Below are 18844 nucleotides of genomic sequence, written 5' to 3' on the forward strand. Positions count from 1 at the left end.
TTCTTCCATTTAAGCGAGATAGCAATGAGTCAACCCGAATCGACCTCTCAAGACATTTTACCGACTTGGGTAGATTCTTCGCTGATTAAAGGAATGTTGCGCGGTATTGAGCGTGAAAGCTTACGTATGCAAAGCAACGGTTTCTTGTCTCAGGCCGACCATCCCCAAGCCTTGGGTGCGGCTTTGACTCATCCGCATATTACGACAGACTATTCTGAAGCTTTAATGGAATTTATCACACCGCCAAAAGAAACCATTACAGAGGCGTTGAATTATCTGCAAGATATTCATGCTGTTGCGCATACGCATTTGGAACATGGTGAAAAACTTTGGCCTTTGTCGATGCCATGCATGTTGGATAAAGACGAAGACAGTATTCGTTTAGCGCAATATGGCAGCTCGAATATAGGACGTTTTAAAACCTTGTACCGTCGTGGTTTAGGGGTGCGCTATGGTCGCCGTATGCAGACCATTTCAGGGGTGCATTATAATTTATCCTTCCCAGATCATTTCTTTGAAGCACTACAACAGCACGAAACTGACGATGCCCTCAAAGCATTGAGCTTACAGGATTATCGCAGTCACCGTTATTTTGGCCTGATCCGTAATTTTATTCGTTTAACGCCATTGGTGATGTTTTTGGTTGGGGCGAGCCCGTCGGTGTGTAAATGTTTTATGACTGGACGTGAACATCAGCTGTTACCGCTCTTAAAAGGCACGTTATTTTTACCTTATGCAACGGCACTGCGTATGGGAAATTTTGGCTATCAAAATTCAGCACAAAAACAGTTAGGGATTCACTACAACGACATTCAGGCGTATTTAGAAGGTTTGCAAAAAGCGGTGCATACCCCATATGCCGCATTTAGTCATTTAGGTTTAAATGATGAACAGGGCGAACCGATTCAAATTAATGACCATGTGTTGCAAATTGAAAATGAATACTACAGTTTGGTTCGTCCGAAACAAGTGCCGCAGGATGGTGAAACACCGTCTGAAGCCCTGCAAAATCGTGGCGTAGGTTATGTTGAATTACGTGCGGTAGACGTCAATCCTTATAGCCCGATTGGGATCAATGAAGACACGGCAGGCTTGCTCGAAGTGGTGGCTTTATACTGTTTATTGCAAGACAGCCCAGCATTGTTAGATGCCGAACAAAATGAAATTGAGAAAAATCAGGCGGAAGTAGTAAACCGTGGTCGTGCGCCAAACGCAGTGATTTTACAGCAAGGTCAGGCGATTCCAATTGAAACATGGTGTCGTACACATGTTGCAGCGATGCAACCGTTGGCTGAATTGCTGGATGATTCTTACAACACAGATATTTACACTCAGGCAATGGCTGTGATGCAATCACGCATCGATGAAGTCGATGAAACATTGTCGGCACGTATGATTAGCGATACTTTAGAACAAGGTGGAACTTGGGGCTTTGGTAGCTTTATGGCCTTACAACATGCTGAAGTGTATGAGCAGCATGTCTTGAGCCCTGAAACTGCAGCATATTTTGCACAAGCTGCTGAGCAGTCTTTAGAAAAACAGGCTCAACTTGAGCAAGATTGCACCTTGAGTTTTGAAGAATATTTGAAAAACTTTAGATAAAAAATTTTAAGAGGATTTACCATGAAATGGAGTTTCCGCTTCGTGAGTGGTTTGTTGTTTTTAGCCAGCGTGATCGGTATGTCTTTTGCGCTGTTTTTAGAACATGTACAAGGCTTAGAACCTTGTCCGTTATGCGTATTCCAACGTATTGGTTTGATTGGACTCGGCATCATTTCATTGATTGCATTGATTCACAATCCAGCATCGAATTGGGGTAAACGCATTTACGCATTGTTGGGGACACTATCAATTCTTTGGTCTGCTGGGGTGGCTGCGCGTCATATTTGGCTGCAAAACTTACCGCCAGACAAAGTACCTAGCTGTGGCCCAGGACTGGATTATTGGGTAGAAACGCTGCCTTTAAAATCGGTCTTTGAGCAAGTACTGACCGGCTCTGGTGAATGTGCCAAAGTGGATTGGACCTTCTTGGGACAATCCTTACCGGTTTGGTCATTGGTGTTTTTTGCAGTCTTAACTTTGCTCAGTCTTTGGCAGTTATTGCGTAAATACCCAAGCAGACCAGTGCCACGTTTACGTGATAAATTTTAATTCTATGATGTAAAAAAAAGCCCTCAGTTGAGGGCTTTTTTTACGCATACACATGGTAGAAATTTTACTTTAGGTTAGGGCAATGCCTTCCATACTTTCCAAGTCCATCATAAATTCATAGATATGATCACAAGCTTTATCGTCATTGTTTGGATAGAACCAATGCACGATTTGCTCGGCCACTTGAGGGTGATGCTGAATTTCAAAATGGTTCAGGCCATAAAAAATCGCTTTATGTGAATCTGGCACTTTAAGCTGATAACGTGCATTTGGGTGTTCCCCTAAGGCACTTTTCACGCTGACCAAGTAATCTCCAATCACATGTCGCGTTTTATTGCGACGATGTTCATATTCAATGGTCCCTGCCACGAGGTAGGTATTGATATGTGATGGAATCGGGGCAGGTTTACGGTTGTCGTCCATGAGTCCAATGCGGACATCATTATGTTCCCAATCATCATCACGCACGCTGCCATAGCGCAAATCTAAAATGCCGTTACTGCGAATATTCACCACGTGACCTACGATTTTGACCAAGGGGAAACGCCCCAATTGATCTTGCAAATGAAATCCGACACGTTCAAGTACCGCACCATGATGTGGTGAGCCCAAGCAGACTAGATTTTCAACTTGATGAATCCATTGATACATATTTTGTTTGCCATAAAAAATGGCACTACGGGACACTAAGCCCCCCATACTATGACCAATTAAGTCGATACTGGTAATACCGGGGTTGCGACGGACCAAATCTTCTAATGTATTGGCAAGGCTGCGGCCATTGGTCGAAATACGACGACCCGTGTTGTAATTTAAATACAGCATGGTGTTGTGGTCACGTTGTGACAGTAATTTTTCACCAATGCCGCCATATTTGGCTGTCGACCATGACAGATGATTCATGCAGAGCCCATGAATCAACAGGGTAATACGACCGGTTAATTCGCCTTTTTGTACCGCACCATAATGGTCGTAAACCACCATTGGTAAGGCCATCGGGTTGTGATATTTCAGTAAATAGTCGCCCAAGACCCCATTCAGCGCGCCCACTAAAAAATGTAAAGACGGCGTGAGCGGTTTGTCGTGTAAGCGTGGGAATTTTTCAATAATGCTACGCAGCGTTGGTGCGAGTAAATAATTGCCATAATTGAAAAAGGTGTTGTAAGAAAATTCGTAAATCCGTGCAATGGTCGGCTGCTTATGAAAGGCTTTCGAGCCTTGTTCGCTCATTCCAAAAATACTGATTAAAATTTCACGTTGAATGTTTTTGATCAAGTCATGCACGACATCACTAAAACGCATTGTCACGAGTTGTGCCAAACCTTCCAGCACATCTGCTTGACTGGGTGGTGTGCGGTCCCATTTACAATAGGTTTCATGCAATGGTGTTAAGCTAGGCATAATGTTCCTATCCTTACATTCAATGCTATCCCTCGATTGTATTTATTACTGGAATAGCCTGAAGTTTCATTGTTTATTTTATAAAATTCTCACGAACAGCTTTTACAATACCGATAACAGACCTGTCGGTGAATGCCTTTTGTCTGACAATTTTACTAAAAATTCAAATTTAGAAAATGTGACGCAGTTAGCACTTATATGCCACTTTTAAAGCAATTTAAAGATCAATTTGGAATCAAAATGATGAATATTGTGTATTTGCATGGTTTTCAAAGTAACTCAAATTCAGTGAAAGGACAGATATTGCGACGCTATTGTGCAAACTTAATTGGTGTGCACGTACATTTGCCAGATTTGAATATGCCACCGCTACAGGTAATGCAGCAGATGTCAGAGCTGATAGAAGGTTTGGATGATGTGGTTTTGGTGGGGAGTAGTTTAGGTGGTTTTTATGCGACGCAGTTGATGGCACGGCATCACATTCCTGCGGTGCTCATCAATCCTGCGGTCTATCCATGGCAATTATTTCGTGATTTATTTGGCGAGACGGCATTGCCCTATCAGGTGACAGAAACGTGGTGCTTGGATGATGCACAGCTCAATCAAATGCAGGCTTTGGCTGTATCTAAGGTTGAGAACGCAGATCAACTGTTGGTCTTGCTCCAACAAGGTGATGAAACCTTGGATTATCGAGATGCCGCTGATTTTTATAGTGCGACTCAAGCCGGTATGGCTATGCTGATCACTGAGGTGGGTGGAACACATGGCATGGATGATTTTGCAGAAAAAATACCGATGCTCTTGCAGTTTTTGTCCGATGCTGTCAAAAATATGTCTAAATAAAATGATCCAATACAAATGCTGACATGCCAGATCTAACATACAAAAAATGGGCAGTTACGACATCATTTGACGTTTAAATTGTTTAAGAAAATGGCGGCTGATCGCAAGAGATATGCATTTTAATAAAAAAGCATATACTGTAGCGCTTGAAGAAATGTTTTAACCAAAAATGCAGGGAATTTTGCAACGTGACGCAATATACGGCTCAATCACTTGAAGTTTTATCTGGCCTAGATCCGGTACGTCGTCGTCCGGGGATGTATACAGACACTACACGACCAAACCATTTGGCGCAGGAAGTGATAGATAACGCCGTCGATGAAGCGCTTGCAGGACATGCCAATAAAATTACCGTGACAGTGTATAAAGATGGCTCATTGTCAGTTGAAGATAATGGTCGTGGGATGCCAGTTGACATTCATCCTGAGTATGGTCAAAGCGGGATTGAAATTATTCTGACCAAACTACATGCCGGCGGTAAATTCAGCACAGACAATTATCAATTTTCAGGTGGTCTACATGGTGTAGGGATTTCTGTCGTCAACGCATTGTCTAACCGTGTTGAGGTGGAAGTTCAACGTCATGGCAACCTGTACAAAATGGCCTTTGAACACGGTGAACCAGTTGCGCCACTGGAAGTTTTAGAAGGTAAATGTGCCAAACGTGCGACAGGAACGACTGTGCATTTTTGGCCTGAAGCGAAATATTTTGACTCACCTAAATTTGCCTTAAAAGCGCTTAAACATAATTTAAAAGCCAAAGCAGTATTGGCAGCCGGTCTACAAATCATTTATGTCGATCAAATCAATAACGAAAAAATTGAATGGCAGTTTGAAAATGGTCTGGTTGACTATTTGATGGATGAACTGCAAGACCGTGATATCGTTCCTGCCCCTGCATTTGTGGCGACTGGTGAGGCAGAGCGTGCCAGCGCTGAGTTTGCGATTTGTTGGAATGTGGAAGGCGGTGAGTCCATTCAAGAGTCGTATGTCAACCTCATCCCGACCGCGCAAGGTGGTACCCATGTCAACGGTTTACGTTCGGGTGTGACAGATGCGATTCGTGAATTCTGTGAATTACGGAATTTACTCCCACGGAATATGAAGCTGTCTGCCGAAGATGTGTGGGATGGTGTCAACTTTATTCTGTCTTTGAAATTCCAAGAGCCACAATTTTCGGGTCAAACCAAAGAACGACTTTCAAGCCGTGAAGCCTCTGGTGTGGTGTTAAATATTGCCAAAGATGCCTTTGCACTGTGGCTAAATCAAAACTCCGATATTGCCATGCAACTGGCTGAAATGGTGATTGCCAAGGCCGGTCGCCGTTTAAAAGCCGCGAAAAAAGTGGAACGTAAAAAGATCGTTTCAGGTCCAGCTTTACCGGGTAAATTGGCTGACTGTGTGGGTCATACCCTCGAAGAATCAGAACTGTTTATTGTGGAAGGGGATTCTGCAGGTGGTTCTGCCAAGCAAGCACGTGATAAGAACTTCCAAGCGATCATGCCGATCCGCGGTAAGATCTTAAATACTTGGGAAGTGTCTTCTGATGAAGTCTTAGCATCGCAAGAAGTACATGATATTGCGATTGCGATTGGCGTTGATCCGGGTAGTGACGACTTGTCAGAACTTCGTTATGGCAAGATTTGCATCTTGGCCGATGCCGACTCGGATGGTTTGCACATTGCAACTTTACTTTGCGCACTGTTCGTCAAACATTTCCATACTTTGGTTGAGGAAGGGCATCTGTTTGTGGCGATGCCACCGCTGTTCCGTATAGATGACAATAAAGATGTGCACTATGCCTTGGATGAAGATGAACTAGAAAGCATCTTAAAGAAATGTAAAACCAAAAATCCTCAAATCACACGATTTAAAGGATTGGGCGAGATGAACGCGAGTCAGTTGCGTGAAACGACTATGGATCCCGATACACGTCGTTTAGTGCAACTGGACTTGGATGACGTACAGTTTACTTCAGGTTTACTCGACAAATTATTGGCGAAGAAACGCTCTTCAGACCGTAAGCATTGGCTAGAGCAGAAGGGTAATTTAGCCGATTTGGCAGTTTAAAATGGCAATAAGAAAAAACCACGTAAGTGGTTTTTTTTTGCTTCAAATGTAGGAAAAGCTGCATGATTTGTGTGCTAAAACACCGTGTTTTTTGAAAAACGTCGCAAAATTGTTCAATTATAGGTCAAATGTTGGATACAAGTTTGTATGCATCTTTGCGGTGATTTGACTGTGTTTGAGTCGACCCATAAAAAAATACAAGCAGGTTTTTTGAATATAACTATATGAAAAATAATATTTAAAAATAAATAAAAGCACTCAATCAAAATAAAAAATAAGGCTTGGCACAGTTATTGAATTGCTCTGTTGTGATGAAAGACAACAAATGTATTTTAAAAATGTGACTTACAAGCTTAGGTTGGGAGTGTAAATAATGTTTCAACGTAATGTATTTGCTAAAAGTATTTTAGCGGCAACGATGACTGGGGCGATTGCTTTAACGGGCTGTTCAAAACCTGCAGAAGAAAAAACAGAAAGTGCTGCATCTGAACCAAAAGCCGCTGCAGCAAGTGATGACACCATTAAAGTTGGGATCTTACATTCGCTGTCAGGCACGATGGCGATTTCAGAAACTTCTCTTAAAGATACGGCCTTGATGGCGATTAATGAAATTAATGCCAATGGCGGGGTATTGGGTAAAAAACTAGAACCTGTGGTGGTTGACCCTGCATCGGACTGGCCACTATTTGCGGAAAAAACCCGTCAGTTGATTACCCAAGACAAAGTAGCCGTGATTTTTGGTTGCTGGACGTCGGTATCTCGTAAGTCGGTTTTACCCGTGGTTGAAGAATTAAATGGCTTATTGTTCTACCCTGTTCAGTATGAAGGTCAGGAACAGTCTAAAAATATTTTCTACACAGGTGCAGCACCGAATCAGCAAGCGATTCCTGCTGTTGAATATCTGATGAGTGAAGAGGGTGGTAAGGCAGAACGCTTTGTACTATTGGGCACAGACTATGTTTACCCACGTACCACCAACAAAATCTTACGTGCATTTTTGAAGTCGAAAGGCATTGCCGATGCAGACATCATGGAAGAATATACCCCATTTGGTCATAGCAACTATCAAACCATTGTGGGCAATGTGAAGAAGTTTGCGGCAGGGAAAAAGACTGCTGTGATCTCGACCATTAACGGCGATTCAAATGTGCCGTTCTATCGTGAATTGGGCAACCAAGGCATCAAAGCTGCGGATATTCCAGTGATGGCGTTCTCTGTGGGTGAAGAGGAATTACGCGGTATCGATACCAAGCCGCTGGTAGGACACTTAGCGTCGTGGAACTACTTCATGTCGGTGAAAAATCCAGTGAATACTGAATTCACCAATAAAATGAAGCAGTATGCCGTGGAATACAAACTGCCAAATGCCGATAAATTTGTGACCAATGACCCGATGGAGGCTACCTATGTCGGCATCAATATGTGGAAACAAGCGGTAGAAAAAGCAGGAAGCACAGATGTCGATAAAGTGCGTGAAGCTATGGCCGGCCAAGAATTTAAAGCGCCATCGGGCTATACCTTGCAAATGGATGCGTCGAACCATCATTTGCATAAACCAGTCATGATTGGTCAGATCCGTGCCGATGGTCAGTTTGATGTGGTGCACAAAACCGCAAAAACCATTGCTGCAGAGCCATGGAGCCCGTACATCCCTAAATAATTCAATTCGAATGCCTGTTGCTATTGTGTAGCAGGCCTTTTTTGATGTGATCCCTGTATGGGGTTGTTCTATTACTCAATAGGGATGCTTATAAGATGAAAAAATTACGCAATTTCCCGATCCTGTTTCTATTCCTGAGCCAATTATTCTGTCTGCAAATCGTGCATGCAGAAACAGCAGCAGATGTGGCACCTACGGTGCAATCTGTGCAGCAAGGTGACGCCATTCAGCAATTTGTTCGCGGTAGTTTTACCGAGCGCCGCAGCTTACTCAATCAATGGCCGGGCGATATTGAATCCTTAGATCAGTTGGCCGCATTGGTCGAAAAAGACCAGTTATATAGTGGTCAAAGCGGTCAAACCTATATTTTAGAAACTGACGAAAAATTATTGAGCTATCCTGATTTGCAAACCGTGACGGATTGGCCTGCCGATTTATCTCAAGTCACCTTGGTGAATACCCTTCGTAAAGCCTTAACGTTTGCGCAAGCGAAAGAAAAGCTGCAATCGGATGATTTAAACCAACGTTTGGATGCAATTGATATTTTAGAAAATAACTTGGCTGAGTTGGATGTTAAAAATATTAATCAATTGTATTTAAATGAAAAAAATAACAAAGTTAAAGCCCGTTTAGCGCAGCTTAAAGCGCGCTTGGACTATCAAAACCCTGATGTTTTACAAAAAATACAGGCGGCTAAAGTGCTGCAAGATTCTAACCGTCCCGATGTATTGGCGATGGTGGAACAGGAATTACAACAAGCCAACCTGCATCCCGAGTTAAAAGCCGCACTGACAGAAGCCAAGAGCAATATTAAAACCCGTATTCAGGCCAGTGAATGGACTGGACATGTCTTTTCTGGACTGAGCACGGCCAGTATTTTATTGCTGGCGGCGTTGGGCTTAGCCATTACGTATGGTCTGCTTGGCGTGATTAACATGGCGCATGGTGAACTGATCATGATCGGGGCCTATACCACTTATGTGGTGCAAAGCCTGTTTAAGAGTTATCTCAGTAGCTATGTCGATTGGTACTTGATTGCCGCGATTCCTGCTGCATTTTTTGTTAGCGCTTTGATCGGCATGTTGATTGAACGTACTGTTATTCGTCCCTTGTATGGCCGTCAATTGGAAACGCTATTAGCCACCTTTGGTGTGAGCTTAATTTTAATGCAATTGGTGCGTATGGTTTTTGGAGCGCAGAACGTTGAGGTGTCGAATATTTCATGGCTGTCTGGGGGCATTGCCGTGACACCGAGCCTGATGCTGCCTTATAACCGTATTGCCATTATTGGCTTTACCATTGCGGTACTCCTGTTGCTGGTTTACTTGCTGAATAAAACCCGCTTTGGTTTATTTGTTCGTGCCGTGACGCAAAACCGTCAAATGGCACAGGCCGTTGGTATCCGTTCTAGCCGCATTGACATGATGGCTTTTGGTTTAGGTTCGGGGCTTGCAGGTCTAGCAGGCTGTGCCTTAGCACAAGTCGGCAATGTCGGTCCTGACCTAGGACAAAACTATATTATCGATGCGTTCTTGGTGGTTGTGGTTGGCGGTGTTGGCCAAGTATGGGGCGCAGTATTGGCGGCTTTAGGTCTAGGTGTCAGTGGCACAGTGCTGGAAATCGGCATGGGTGCAGTCTTAGCGAAAATTATTCTACTGGTTCTTGTGATTTTGTTTATTCAAAAACGTCCACAAGGTTTGTTTGCCATCAAAGGCCGTTTTGTGGAGTAAGCGCATGAAAATCACTTCGTTATTATCGGATAAACCCTATAGCGGTATGGCGATTGCCGTGTGCTTTGCCATTTTACTGATTTTACCTTGGTTACATGTATTACCCGCCGATTCAGCACTGCATTTATCAGCGTATTGGGTCACGCTCATTGGCAAGATTATGTGTCTCGCCTTGGTGGCATTGGCCTTAGATTTGGTTTGGGGCTATGCCGGCATTTTAAGCTTGGGGCATGGTTTGTACTTTGCCTTGGGCGGCTATGCCTTTGGCATGTATCTCATGCGTGAAGCGGCAGGCGATGGCTTACCCGACTTTATGCGCTTTTTGAGTTGGACCGAGCTACCGTGGTACTGGATGGGTACTGAACATATCGTGTGGGCATTGGCTTTGGTGGTTTTGGTCCCAGGACTGATTGCCTTCATTTTTGGCTTCTTTGCCTTCCGCTCAAAAATTAAAGGCGTGTATTTTTCAATTATTACCCAAGCCATGACCTTTGCTGCGGCGCTACTGTTTTTCCGCAATGAAACCGGCTTTGGCGGTAACAACGGCTTTACCGGTTTTAAAACCATTTTGGGTATGGATATTACCTCTGCACCAATGCGTGCAACCTTGTGTTTCCTCACGGCACTGACTTTGCTGGTCTGTTTTGTCGGCTTACGCCACCTGATGAATAAACCCTATGGTCGTGTACTCGGTGCAATTCGTGACAGTGAAAACCGTTTGCAATATTTAGGTTACCGCACCTTATGGTACAAGCTCTCTGCATGGGTGTTGTCTGCCGTGATCGCAGGGATTGCAGGCGCTCTGTATGTACCCCAAGTTGGCATTATTAACCCGAGTGAGATGAACCCTGTCAATTCGATTGAAATGGCGGTGTGGGTGGCTGCAGGTGGTCGCGGTACGCTGATTGGCCCGATACTGGGTGCAGGTTTAATCAATGGGGTGAAGACCTATTTCACGGTGGCTTATCCAGAGGCATGGCTATTGATTTTAGGTGCGCTGTTTATTGTGGTAACGATATTCCTGCCAAAAGGTGTGATTGGGTTATTAGAGCGGTTTAAAAAGGAGCGCAGCGAATGAATGATCAATGGGTTCAACCGCATGGCGGTCATGCTGCTGAAGGTTATGGACGACCAAAGGAGCAGGGTGCGGATTTCAGTCACGGCATTGCCTTGTATTTAGAAAAAGTCAGTGTCTGGTTTGATTCTTTCCGTGCATTAAATGATTTGTCGTTATATATCAAAGAAGGTGAGCTGCGCTGCATCATTGGTCCCAATGGTGCAGGCAAAACCACGCTGATGGATGTGATTACAGGGAAAACTCGTCCGACAGAAGGTTCGGCTTTTTTTGGGCAAACCTATGATTTGGCAAAAATGAGTACAGAGCAAATTGCAGAAGCTGGGATCGGTCGTAAGTTTCAAAAGCCTACTGTATTTGAAAATTTTACTGTGATGGAAAACCTGTTATTGGCAGCACCGAAAGATAAACGGGTGAAAAAGAGTTTCTTCAGCAAACTCGATCCAGATGCGCAAAATGCCTTGGACGAATCTTTAGCACAAATCCGCTTAGAAGAATTAATCCATAAACCGGCAGGGCTGTTGTCACATGGTCAAAAGCAGTGGTTAGAAATAGGCATGCTACTGATGCAGCGTCCAAAGTTGATTTTGCTGGATGAACCTGTAGCAGGGATGACCGATGCTGAAACAGAGCGCACTGCAGAGCTATGTTTAGAGTTAAAAAAGAACCACACCCTTATCGTGGTTGAACATGACATGAGCTTTATTGACACCATCAGTGAAAAAGTCACCGTGTTGGCGCAAGGTGCGATTTTGGCCGAGGGTACATTGGCCGAAGTCCAAGCCAATGAAGATGTCATTGAAAAATATCTTGGACGTTAAGGAGCAGACCATGTTAGAAGTCAAAGACGTCAATCAGTTTTATGGTGGCAGTCATATTTTAAGAGATGTGACATTTGCCGCTCCCGTGGGGGCATGTTCAGTGGTGCTCGGGCGAAATGGTGTGGGTAAAACCACCCTCTTAAAATGTTTAATGGGCATTTTACCGATCAAGTCTGGGCAGATCTTACTGGATGGCAAAGACATTTCTAAACTGAGTCCAGAGCAACGTGTACGTGAAGGCTTGGCTTATGTACCGCAAGGACGGGACATTTTTTCAACCTTGACCGTTGAAGAAAATATTTTGATTGGGATGGCAAAATTTAAAGGCGCTAAAACCCGAAAAGTGCCAGAACATCTCTATGAGATTTTCCCCGTATTGGATGAAATGAAACATCGTCGAGGTGGAGATTTATCTGGAGGTCAGCAGCAACAATTGGCGATTGCCCGTGCGCTCGCTTCCGAACCACGGGTATTGATTTTAGATGAACCGACCGAAGGCATTCAGCCGTCGATTATTAAAGACATTGGCCGTGTGATTCGTCAGTTAGCCGCTGGCGGAGAAATGGCGATTGTTTTAGTTGAACAGTTTTATGACTTTGCAGAAGAACTGGCAGATGAATATACCGTGATGGCGCGGGGGCAAGTGATTGCACAAGGTGTCGGTAGTGAAATGCCTGAAAAAGGCATTCGGGAATTGGTGGCGATTTAATATTTAGTTGACTGCGATGTGTGGCGGGCTTGTATCAATCAAGCTCGTTACTCTTTTCATTCAATTTACTACGCTCAAAAAATCGTTGCTGGTCATGGAAATGGCATCAAAAAAACGAGTGGCATAAATTTTTTTTGTTTTAAACCATAAGCTTAAGTTGTTCTCAGTATCGTCATTTGAAGCTTCAGCATGTCGTGCTTCAGTGATGCTAAGTGCAGTACTGAAACTTTGGTAAAGGGCGAATGGGCATCCATCAGTATTCGATCAACTGCAGTCGAATATACAAAATATCTGCTTTATTTTTGTGTGGATTACATTAATCTAAATGTACGACATAACAAGAAGATAAGAATATGGACGCGATATTATATTTGATCCCACCGAATGATTTGGAAACTCTGATTTTAGAAGCAGAAACCCCTCAAGATGTCTTGGATTCACCTTTTGTACAACACTCCTTTTTTTTAGGGGAAGCGTGGCAAGAGTTGAATCCATTATTAAGCGTGAACAGTGATTCAGTTGCGGCACTGAGTTATGCCATTCAGGCAGAACATCCTTTGTCAGAGCGACGACCGGGACTGAGCCTTGCAGTGCATTACAATACTGTAGTTCGCGTTGCAGAAATCCATCAGGCATTACAACAGTTAAGCGTGGATGAAATCAAAAAACGTTATTTGGTCACGATTGCAGAAACCGCACCTGAGCAAGAGCTTAAATTGGCCGAATTAAAACTACTTTTTTTACAGTTACAAGATCTTTATCGTGATGCGGTGCGTCATAATTTATCGGTGCTGAGTGTGATACAAGATGGTATTCGTTTGGATAAATTACCATAAACACAGCTCAATACGGGCTATAACTGAAGTTGCATCAGGACCAGATCACGCCATTCACCAAACTTTTGTCCCACTTCGGGCATATAACCTGTTTGCTTAAAGCCTAATTTTTTGTGCAGGGCAATCGAGGCGCTATTGCCGTGATCAATGCCAGCGATCATGACATGCATACTTTGGCTTTTGGCATGCTGAATTAGGTGCTCTAATAATTGCTGACCAAGACCCTGTCGAGCATAGTTTGGGTCAATATAGACAGAATGCTCAACAGTATGTCGATAGCCAGCAAAATGGCGGAAAGAACCATAGTCAGCATAACCGGCGATTTGCTGTTGATCCTGATCTTCAATCACCACAAAAGGAAAATTTTGCTTTTGGAAATCCTGCAATTTCTGTTGAAAAGAGTCAAGAGTGTAAGCTTGATCATTCCATGTCGCAAAGCCGTTGAGAACTTCATGATTATAGATTGCGAGAATGGCCGCTAAGTCTTGTGGAGTTGCAGGTCGAATGAGAAAAGACATGCGCAAATTTCTGATAAAAATAAAGTCAATTTAAAAACTTAGGCATAAAAAAAGCAAGGTGATGAACCTTGCTTTTTTCTTCATCGCGTTCTGAGTCGAACTTAGAAGTGGTATTTCACCAAAGCGCTGACATCGTTTTGGTCCTGACCTTTCAGGCCATATTTGTTGTTCCAAACCGAGTGTTCAACACCTACGTAGAGCTTAGTCTTAGGAGAGATATGCTTACCTATATTCCATTTATATTGGCTTGTCCAGTTTAATTCACTAGCTTGCGCCCCTTTTTCAGCTGTTGACCAGTCAAGGAAAGCATCTACTAGAAAATCTTCAGAGCCAATTTTAAATGGCACAGCATAAGTGATCGTCATTTGATAATCATCTTTAGTACCGGCTGATTTAGAATCATTATCGGCTTTATAGAAGTTGATGTTTGCATACTGTGTATATGGAATGTCTAAAGCAAAGCCAATACCATACAAGAAGTTATTAAACTCAGAATTTTTGTCGTAGCCGGCATTATGTTCCCAAGTCGTTGCAATCAGAACGTCTTTGATCGGCCCCATAGAAAGGTCTTTACCAGAAACTTCGCCTAAGCTAAGGCGCGGTGCAAGCTCAAGGTAAGTCGATGCTTCATCATCTTTGTCCCAAGCTTGGTCAACGAAGAAGAATACATCTGAATATTTCAGTTTAGCGGCATATTCAGCTGTGATCGTTTTCTGTTCATTGTTGTCACCATCAAAAGGCACAACATAATTTTCACCATATAGGCCAGTTAAGCTGAAATCTTGCCATACGATAGGTGAAGCTTGAGTGAAAGCAGCAGCAGATGCTAATGCACATGATGCAACGATTTGTGTAAGTTTCATTAAAAAATATCTCCCCCGAGAAGCACTGAAAGCATACAGATTATTAAGCAAAAATAAAGCCAAATTTTACTCAACGGCAAAATTGTTTTGTAATTTGAAGGGGAAATACGCTGTGAATGATCGATGACGGTAAAAGCGAGATTTTGAGTTTGAATGGAATTGTGCAAATAGAAGGTGGGCGTCGAGGAAATGCACAAAAATATGACCCAAATCTATTAAAACAATGCAAATCTACAATAAAGTCTTACTTTTTTATGGATATTAAAAAAATATCAAAATAGCACTTGCAAAATTCTAACTTAAGACCGATATTCGAAGTATAAGGACACGGATCTGCAGACTCTAAAGTGTTCATCATTCAATGTGGAGGACGACGTTCCATACAAAGTTGAAGATGGTCATTGCTGTAACATTTACAGCAAATGTAACGTGCCAAGATAATAAGTTTTGCACAAATTTTTATAGCTAATACAGATAGATATGAGGATGATATTATGAACATTGAAATCCGTACAGATAAAAACATTATAAACAGTGATCGACTAATTACATACGTTCGTGCAGAACTTAATGAAGAATTTCAGCGCCATAGTGAACGCATTACCCACTTTTCGGTGCATTTAAGTGATGAAAATGGGGACAAGGGCGGCAGCGACGACATCAAATGTATGATTGAAGCACGTCCAGCAGGTTTGAAACCTGTCGTGGTCAACCATCGTGGTCATAATGTAGATACAGCTATTCACGGTGCAATTGATCGACTTAAACGTAGTCTTGAACATGTGTTCGAAAAGAAAGAGAACCCACGCAGTACGCAACCTGCTTTTGCTGAAGCGGATGACAGCGTAGACGACGAATAAGTCTCAAAATTTAAAAAAAGCCCTGCGGGGCTTTTTTTGTGTGTTTTGTATTTTGTTTTACATGAAATTCAAACAAACGCAGCTTTATTCGGCATAATAGATCAAAATAAATTGAAGTGAGCTTTCCAGATGTTAACAGCGCAACAACAGCTTTTTGTGCAAGCGTTAGAAGAACAAGATCTTGCACAGGTGCAACGCCTGTTGGCAGATGGTCTTAATCCAAATTTTATCGACTTTGAAAAAGGACCTGCGGTTTCTGTATGGTCTGATGGTTTGTTTAAATGGTGGGAAATGGTTTGCGAAGCGTATGAAGCAGGCCAACCCTTAACAGCAGAACAGAAAACACAACATTTAGACGTACATATGCAAATCTTGGAAGCGCTGATTCAAGCCAAAGCCAATGTGCATTTATGGGATGCTGAAGAAATTTATGGTCCATTATGGGATGCCGCGAGTGCAGCATGTGTCCCTGCGGTACAGCGTTTATTGGATGAAAAAGTGAATCCAAATATGATTGATAGCGATGGTTTAACCATTTTGTCGTCGATTAGTGAATTATTTTTTGACTGTGATTTTGACGCGGTAAATTGGTCGGAAGCATTGGAAGAAGAAAAACAAACCTTGGAGCTTTTGCGTAGCCATGGCGCAAAAATGACCAAAGAATTAGCATAATTGTGAGTAAAAACATGACTGTATTTAAAGTTTTAAGCATTGCAACATTATCCAGTTTGAGCCTGTCTGCATTTGCGGCGGATTTTTCATTTGACCGTCCGGGCGCGGGTATGGGCACAGGCATTACCCCTGTAGGTCGTTTGGCATGGGAACAAAGTTTGCCAGCAGCGAGCTATAGTGAAAGTCGTGATGAAAATGGTGAAAAAGTAAAAAGCACCACTTTAAATGCAGACATGTTATTCCGTACTGGTTTGGCAAAAGATTTGGAATTGCAATTGGGTTGGCAAGGTCCTACATGGTCTAAAACCAAAGTTGCGGGTCGCTCAGTTGAAGACGATGGTTTGGGTGATGTCAGCATTGGCCTGAAAAAAGCCATTGATTTGAATGATGAGAAATTGTCGATGGCTATTCTTGCTGAAGCCATTATTGCAACAGGCAATGAAGGCTTTAGTGCTGAAGATGACATTTATAGTCTGACTTCCGCTGTGGCTTATGATTATAGCGATACAATTGGGACTTCAATGACCATGCGTTATGAGGTTCAAGATGGTGATTGGGCTGTGAGTGCCATTCCGGGAATGGAATATCAAATAGCAGGTAATTTATCGGGTTTCTCTGAGCTGGTTTATCGCAAAGCAGAGAGTACCGATCAGGAAGTGTCTTTGGCTTCAGGTCTGACATATGCCGTTTCGGATCGTATGCAGTTGGATGCGAGCGTCGGTCTAGAACTCACCGGCGGTCATAAAAATTATCAGTCCGGTTTGGGCGTATCTTACCTGTTCTAAAAGAACCCTAAATTTTAAAACGTATAAATACAGACTGAGGATGAATTCAGCTGAATGAAACAATGGACTTATGTTGCGGCAGCGGCTGTGCTGTCGTTCAGTATGGACGTCTCTGCTCAGGATGCATTACTTTCAGCTGAAGATGCTTTTCCTTTCTCGGTCGTCTCCGATCGTGCAGATCAGGCGGAGCTGAGTTGGGATATTCCAGCGCATTATTATCTGTATCAGCACAAAATAGAGGTGAAGCAGGGCAATCAAGTTTTGGCTTTGGATTTGCCTGCTGCTGAGGATTTAAAAGACGATAACTATGGTCATACGCAGGTGTATTACCAACAGTTGAGTTTTAAAATTCCAACTCAAAAACTGCAGACTTATCAAGTCAGTTGGCAAGGCTGTGCCAAGGATCGGGTGTGTTATCCACCACAGAGCATCAGCTTTGAAACGGATGCTTCTGGTTTGGTCACACAGCAAAATCTAGCCACTCCAAGCAAACGTTTACTCGACTTTGCAGCAGAAAATAATGCTGAACAGCCTACGGCGAATCGTTTAGATCAGCAGAGGGCAGATAATGCTGCACTGGCTTCTGAACGCTATACCGCAAGCGACCAAATGTGGTCTGAAAAATTAGCGCAAAGCTCTATATTTTATGGACTTTTGCTGTTTTTTGGCCTGGGTTTTTTGCTGGCTTTTACCCCTTGTTCATTGCCAATGCTGCCGATTTTAACCTCACTGATTGTCCGCGACAGCCGAGGTTTAAAAGCATGGATGATTGCACTGACTTTTGTCACCAGTATGGCGATGGTGTATGCCATTCTCGGCTTGGTGGCGTCGTCTGCAGGTTTGAATTTCCAGCGTTGGTTGCAACAACCCTCGACCTTAATTGCCTTTAGCGTACTCTTTGTGGTTTTTGCCCTGAATTTATTTGGTTTATTTGAACTGAAATTGCCACGCAGTTGGGTCAATCGCTTAGACCAAGCTCAGTCGATGCAAAAGGGCGGTAGTCTCGTTGGCGCTGGGGTCATGGGGATGATTTCAGCATTACTGGTCGGTCCTTGTATGACAGCACCGTTGGCAGGCGCATTATTATTTATTTCCCAAACCCAAAGTCAGTGGCAAGGTGCGTTATTGTTATTCACCCTCGGCTTTGGCATGGGGACCCCGCTATTGTTGGCCAGTGTCCTTGGCTCACGGGTATTGCCTAAAGCGGGTTTGTGGATGAATCAAATCAAGGTGCTCTTTGCTTTCATTATGTTGGCATTGGCTTTGTATTTTATTCGACCATTGATCAGTGAAGCTTGGTTACAGTGGTTATCCCTTGCTCTGGGTCTGGTGTTTAGCGCTTATGTGCTTTGGCGCATTTTATGGCGCAGTACTCAGCTCAAATGGCTGTATATCTTGGTGTTCTGTGCCGCCGTACCTTATATTGTGTACAGTCAATATCAACACAGCCAACGTTTTTTAGTCGAAGAAAATCAACAACAAAGTGCTTGGCATGTGGCACATACAGCGGAAGAGTTTCAACGTTTATTAAGTGAAATTCCCCAAGGTCAATCCGCGATTATTGATGTCTATGCCGATTGGTGTGTGGCCTGTCAGCCGATTGAACATAAAGTTTTAAAATCGGCTGCGGTACAACAGGCTTTGGCACCGTATTACTTAATTAAGTTAGATTTGAGTCAGTATGATGCAACCCATCAAGTACTGCTCAATCAATGGGATATTTTAGGGCCACCGACCTATTTATTTTTAGATACAGCGCATCAAGAGATACGTGGACTGCGTTTGACGGGTGCTTTTAGCGAGAAAGAATTGCTCGCGCAATTGGAAAAATTTAAATCGCGTGGAGAATAA

General features: G+C 43.2%; 17 protein-coding genes. 14 read left to right on the forward strand and 3 right to left on the reverse strand.

Annotation, left to right across the window (positions count from 1 at the left end; translation table 11 throughout):
• The first annotated feature begins 24 nt into the window (after positions 1-24).
• Positions 25-1602 carry a glutamate--cysteine ligase gene (gshA, locus tag FTV11_RS02895; RefSeq protein ID WP_168379700.1) on the forward strand — a complete coding sequence of 526 codons (1578 nt, stop codon included), beginning with the start codon at positions 25-27 and terminating at the stop codon, positions 1600-1602.
• Positions 1603-1623: 21 nt separating this feature from the next.
• Positions 1624-2151 carry a disulfide bond formation protein B gene (locus tag FTV11_RS02900; protein WP_180073350.1) on the forward strand — a complete coding sequence of 176 codons (528 nt, stop codon included), beginning with the start codon at positions 1624-1626 and terminating at the stop codon, positions 2149-2151.
• Between the two features lie 69 nt (positions 2152-2220).
• Here FTV11_RS02900 and FTV11_RS02905 read toward each other — a convergent pair whose 3' ends face one another.
• Positions 2221-3552 (reverse strand): alpha/beta hydrolase, encoded by a 1332-nt coding sequence (locus tag FTV11_RS02905; protein ID WP_180025879.1) that lies wholly within the window; start codon positions 3550-3552, stop codon positions 2221-2223.
• A gap of 243 nt (positions 3553-3795) precedes the next feature.
• Here FTV11_RS02905 and FTV11_RS02910 point away from each other — a divergent pair, with 243 nt between their 5' ends.
• From FTV11_RS02910 to FTV11_RS02945, 8 genes are all read left to right on the forward strand, one after another.
• Complete coding sequence (locus FTV11_RS02910) at positions 3796-4395, forward strand: YqiA/YcfP family alpha/beta fold hydrolase (RefSeq protein ID WP_180073397.1); 600 nt, start codon at positions 3796-3798, stop codon at positions 4393-4395.
• Positions 4396-4583: 188 nt separating this feature from the next.
• Complete coding sequence (gene parE, locus FTV11_RS02915) at positions 4584-6464, forward strand: DNA topoisomerase IV subunit B (RefSeq protein WP_078190600.1); 1881 nt, start codon at positions 4584-4586, stop codon at positions 6462-6464.
• 373 nt (positions 6465-6837) lie between these two features.
• A complete protein-coding gene (gene urtA / locus FTV11_RS02920) occupies positions 6838-8124 on the forward strand; it encodes an urea ABC transporter substrate-binding protein (RefSeq protein ID WP_180054173.1) in 1287 nt (428 codons plus the stop codon).
• 95 nt (positions 8125-8219) lie between these two features.
• The gene (gene urtB / locus FTV11_RS02925; RefSeq protein ID WP_180022326.1) at positions 8220-9854 is read left to right on the forward strand and encodes an urea ABC transporter permease subunit UrtB; all 1635 of its coding nucleotides are present in this window, start codon (positions 8220-8222) and stop codon (positions 9852-9854) included.
• 4 nt (positions 9855-9858) lie between these two features.
• A complete protein-coding gene (urtC, locus tag FTV11_RS02930) occupies positions 9859-10932 on the forward strand; it encodes an urea ABC transporter permease subunit UrtC (RefSeq protein ID WP_068532834.1) in 1074 nt (357 codons plus the stop codon).
• Positions 10929-11750 carry an urea ABC transporter ATP-binding protein UrtD gene (urtD, locus tag FTV11_RS02935; RefSeq protein WP_068532837.1) on the forward strand — a complete coding sequence of 274 codons (822 nt, stop codon included), beginning with the start codon at positions 10929-10931 and terminating at the stop codon, positions 11748-11750. The genes urtC and urtD overlap by 4 nt, the downstream gene beginning before the upstream one ends.
• Before the next feature lie 10 nt (positions 11751-11760).
• Positions 11761-12459 (forward strand): urea ABC transporter ATP-binding subunit UrtE, encoded by a 699-nt coding sequence (gene urtE / locus FTV11_RS02940; protein WP_180073351.1) that lies wholly within the window; start codon positions 11761-11763, stop codon positions 12457-12459.
• A 353-nt stretch (positions 12460-12812) separates the two neighbouring features.
• On the forward strand, positions 12813-13295 hold the full coding sequence (locus FTV11_RS02945; RefSeq protein ID WP_168379686.1) for a DUF1877 family protein: 483 nt from the start codon (positions 12813-12815) through the stop codon (positions 13293-13295).
• A 17-nt stretch (positions 13296-13312) separates the two neighbouring features.
• Here the strand turns inward: FTV11_RS02945 and FTV11_RS02950 are convergent, their stop codons facing one another.
• Complete coding sequence (locus FTV11_RS02950; RefSeq protein WP_180059748.1) at positions 13313-13813, reverse strand: GNAT family N-acetyltransferase; 501 nt, start codon at positions 13811-13813, stop codon at positions 13313-13315.
• A gap of 101 nt (positions 13814-13914) precedes the next feature.
• Entirely contained in the window at positions 13915-14676 is a 762-nt protein-coding gene (locus FTV11_RS02955) for an outer membrane protein OmpK (RefSeq protein WP_168379688.1), read from the reverse strand.
• 494 nt (positions 14677-15170) lie between these two features.
• Here FTV11_RS02955 and FTV11_RS02960 point away from each other — a divergent pair, with 494 nt between their 5' ends.
• The 4 genes from FTV11_RS02960 to dsbD all read left to right on the forward strand — a co-directional run bounded on the left by FTV11_RS02960 (position 15171) and on the right by dsbD (position 18844).
• On the forward strand, positions 15171-15536 hold the full coding sequence (locus tag FTV11_RS02960; protein ID WP_078190593.1) for an HPF/RaiA family ribosome-associated protein: 366 nt from the start codon (positions 15171-15173) through the stop codon (positions 15534-15536).
• A gap of 129 nt (positions 15537-15665) precedes the next feature.
• Positions 15666-16208: an ankyrin repeat domain-containing protein gene (locus FTV11_RS02965; RefSeq protein ID WP_078190592.1), complete on the forward strand. Its 543-nt coding sequence runs from the start codon at positions 15666-15668 to the stop codon at positions 16206-16208.
• Between the two features lie 14 nt (positions 16209-16222).
• Positions 16223-16993: a transporter gene (locus tag FTV11_RS02970; protein ID WP_180073352.1), complete on the forward strand. Its 771-nt coding sequence runs from the start codon at positions 16223-16225 to the stop codon at positions 16991-16993.
• A 54-nt stretch (positions 16994-17047) separates the two neighbouring features.
• Positions 17048-18844 (forward strand): protein-disulfide reductase DsbD, encoded by a 1797-nt coding sequence (gene dsbD / locus FTV11_RS02975; RefSeq protein ID WP_180073353.1) that lies wholly within the window; start codon positions 17048-17050, stop codon positions 18842-18844.

It is taken from the genome of Acinetobacter sp. YH12231 (assembly GCF_013417755.1).
GTDB lineage: Bacteria > Pseudomonadota > Gammaproteobacteria > Pseudomonadales > Moraxellaceae > Acinetobacter > Acinetobacter amyesii.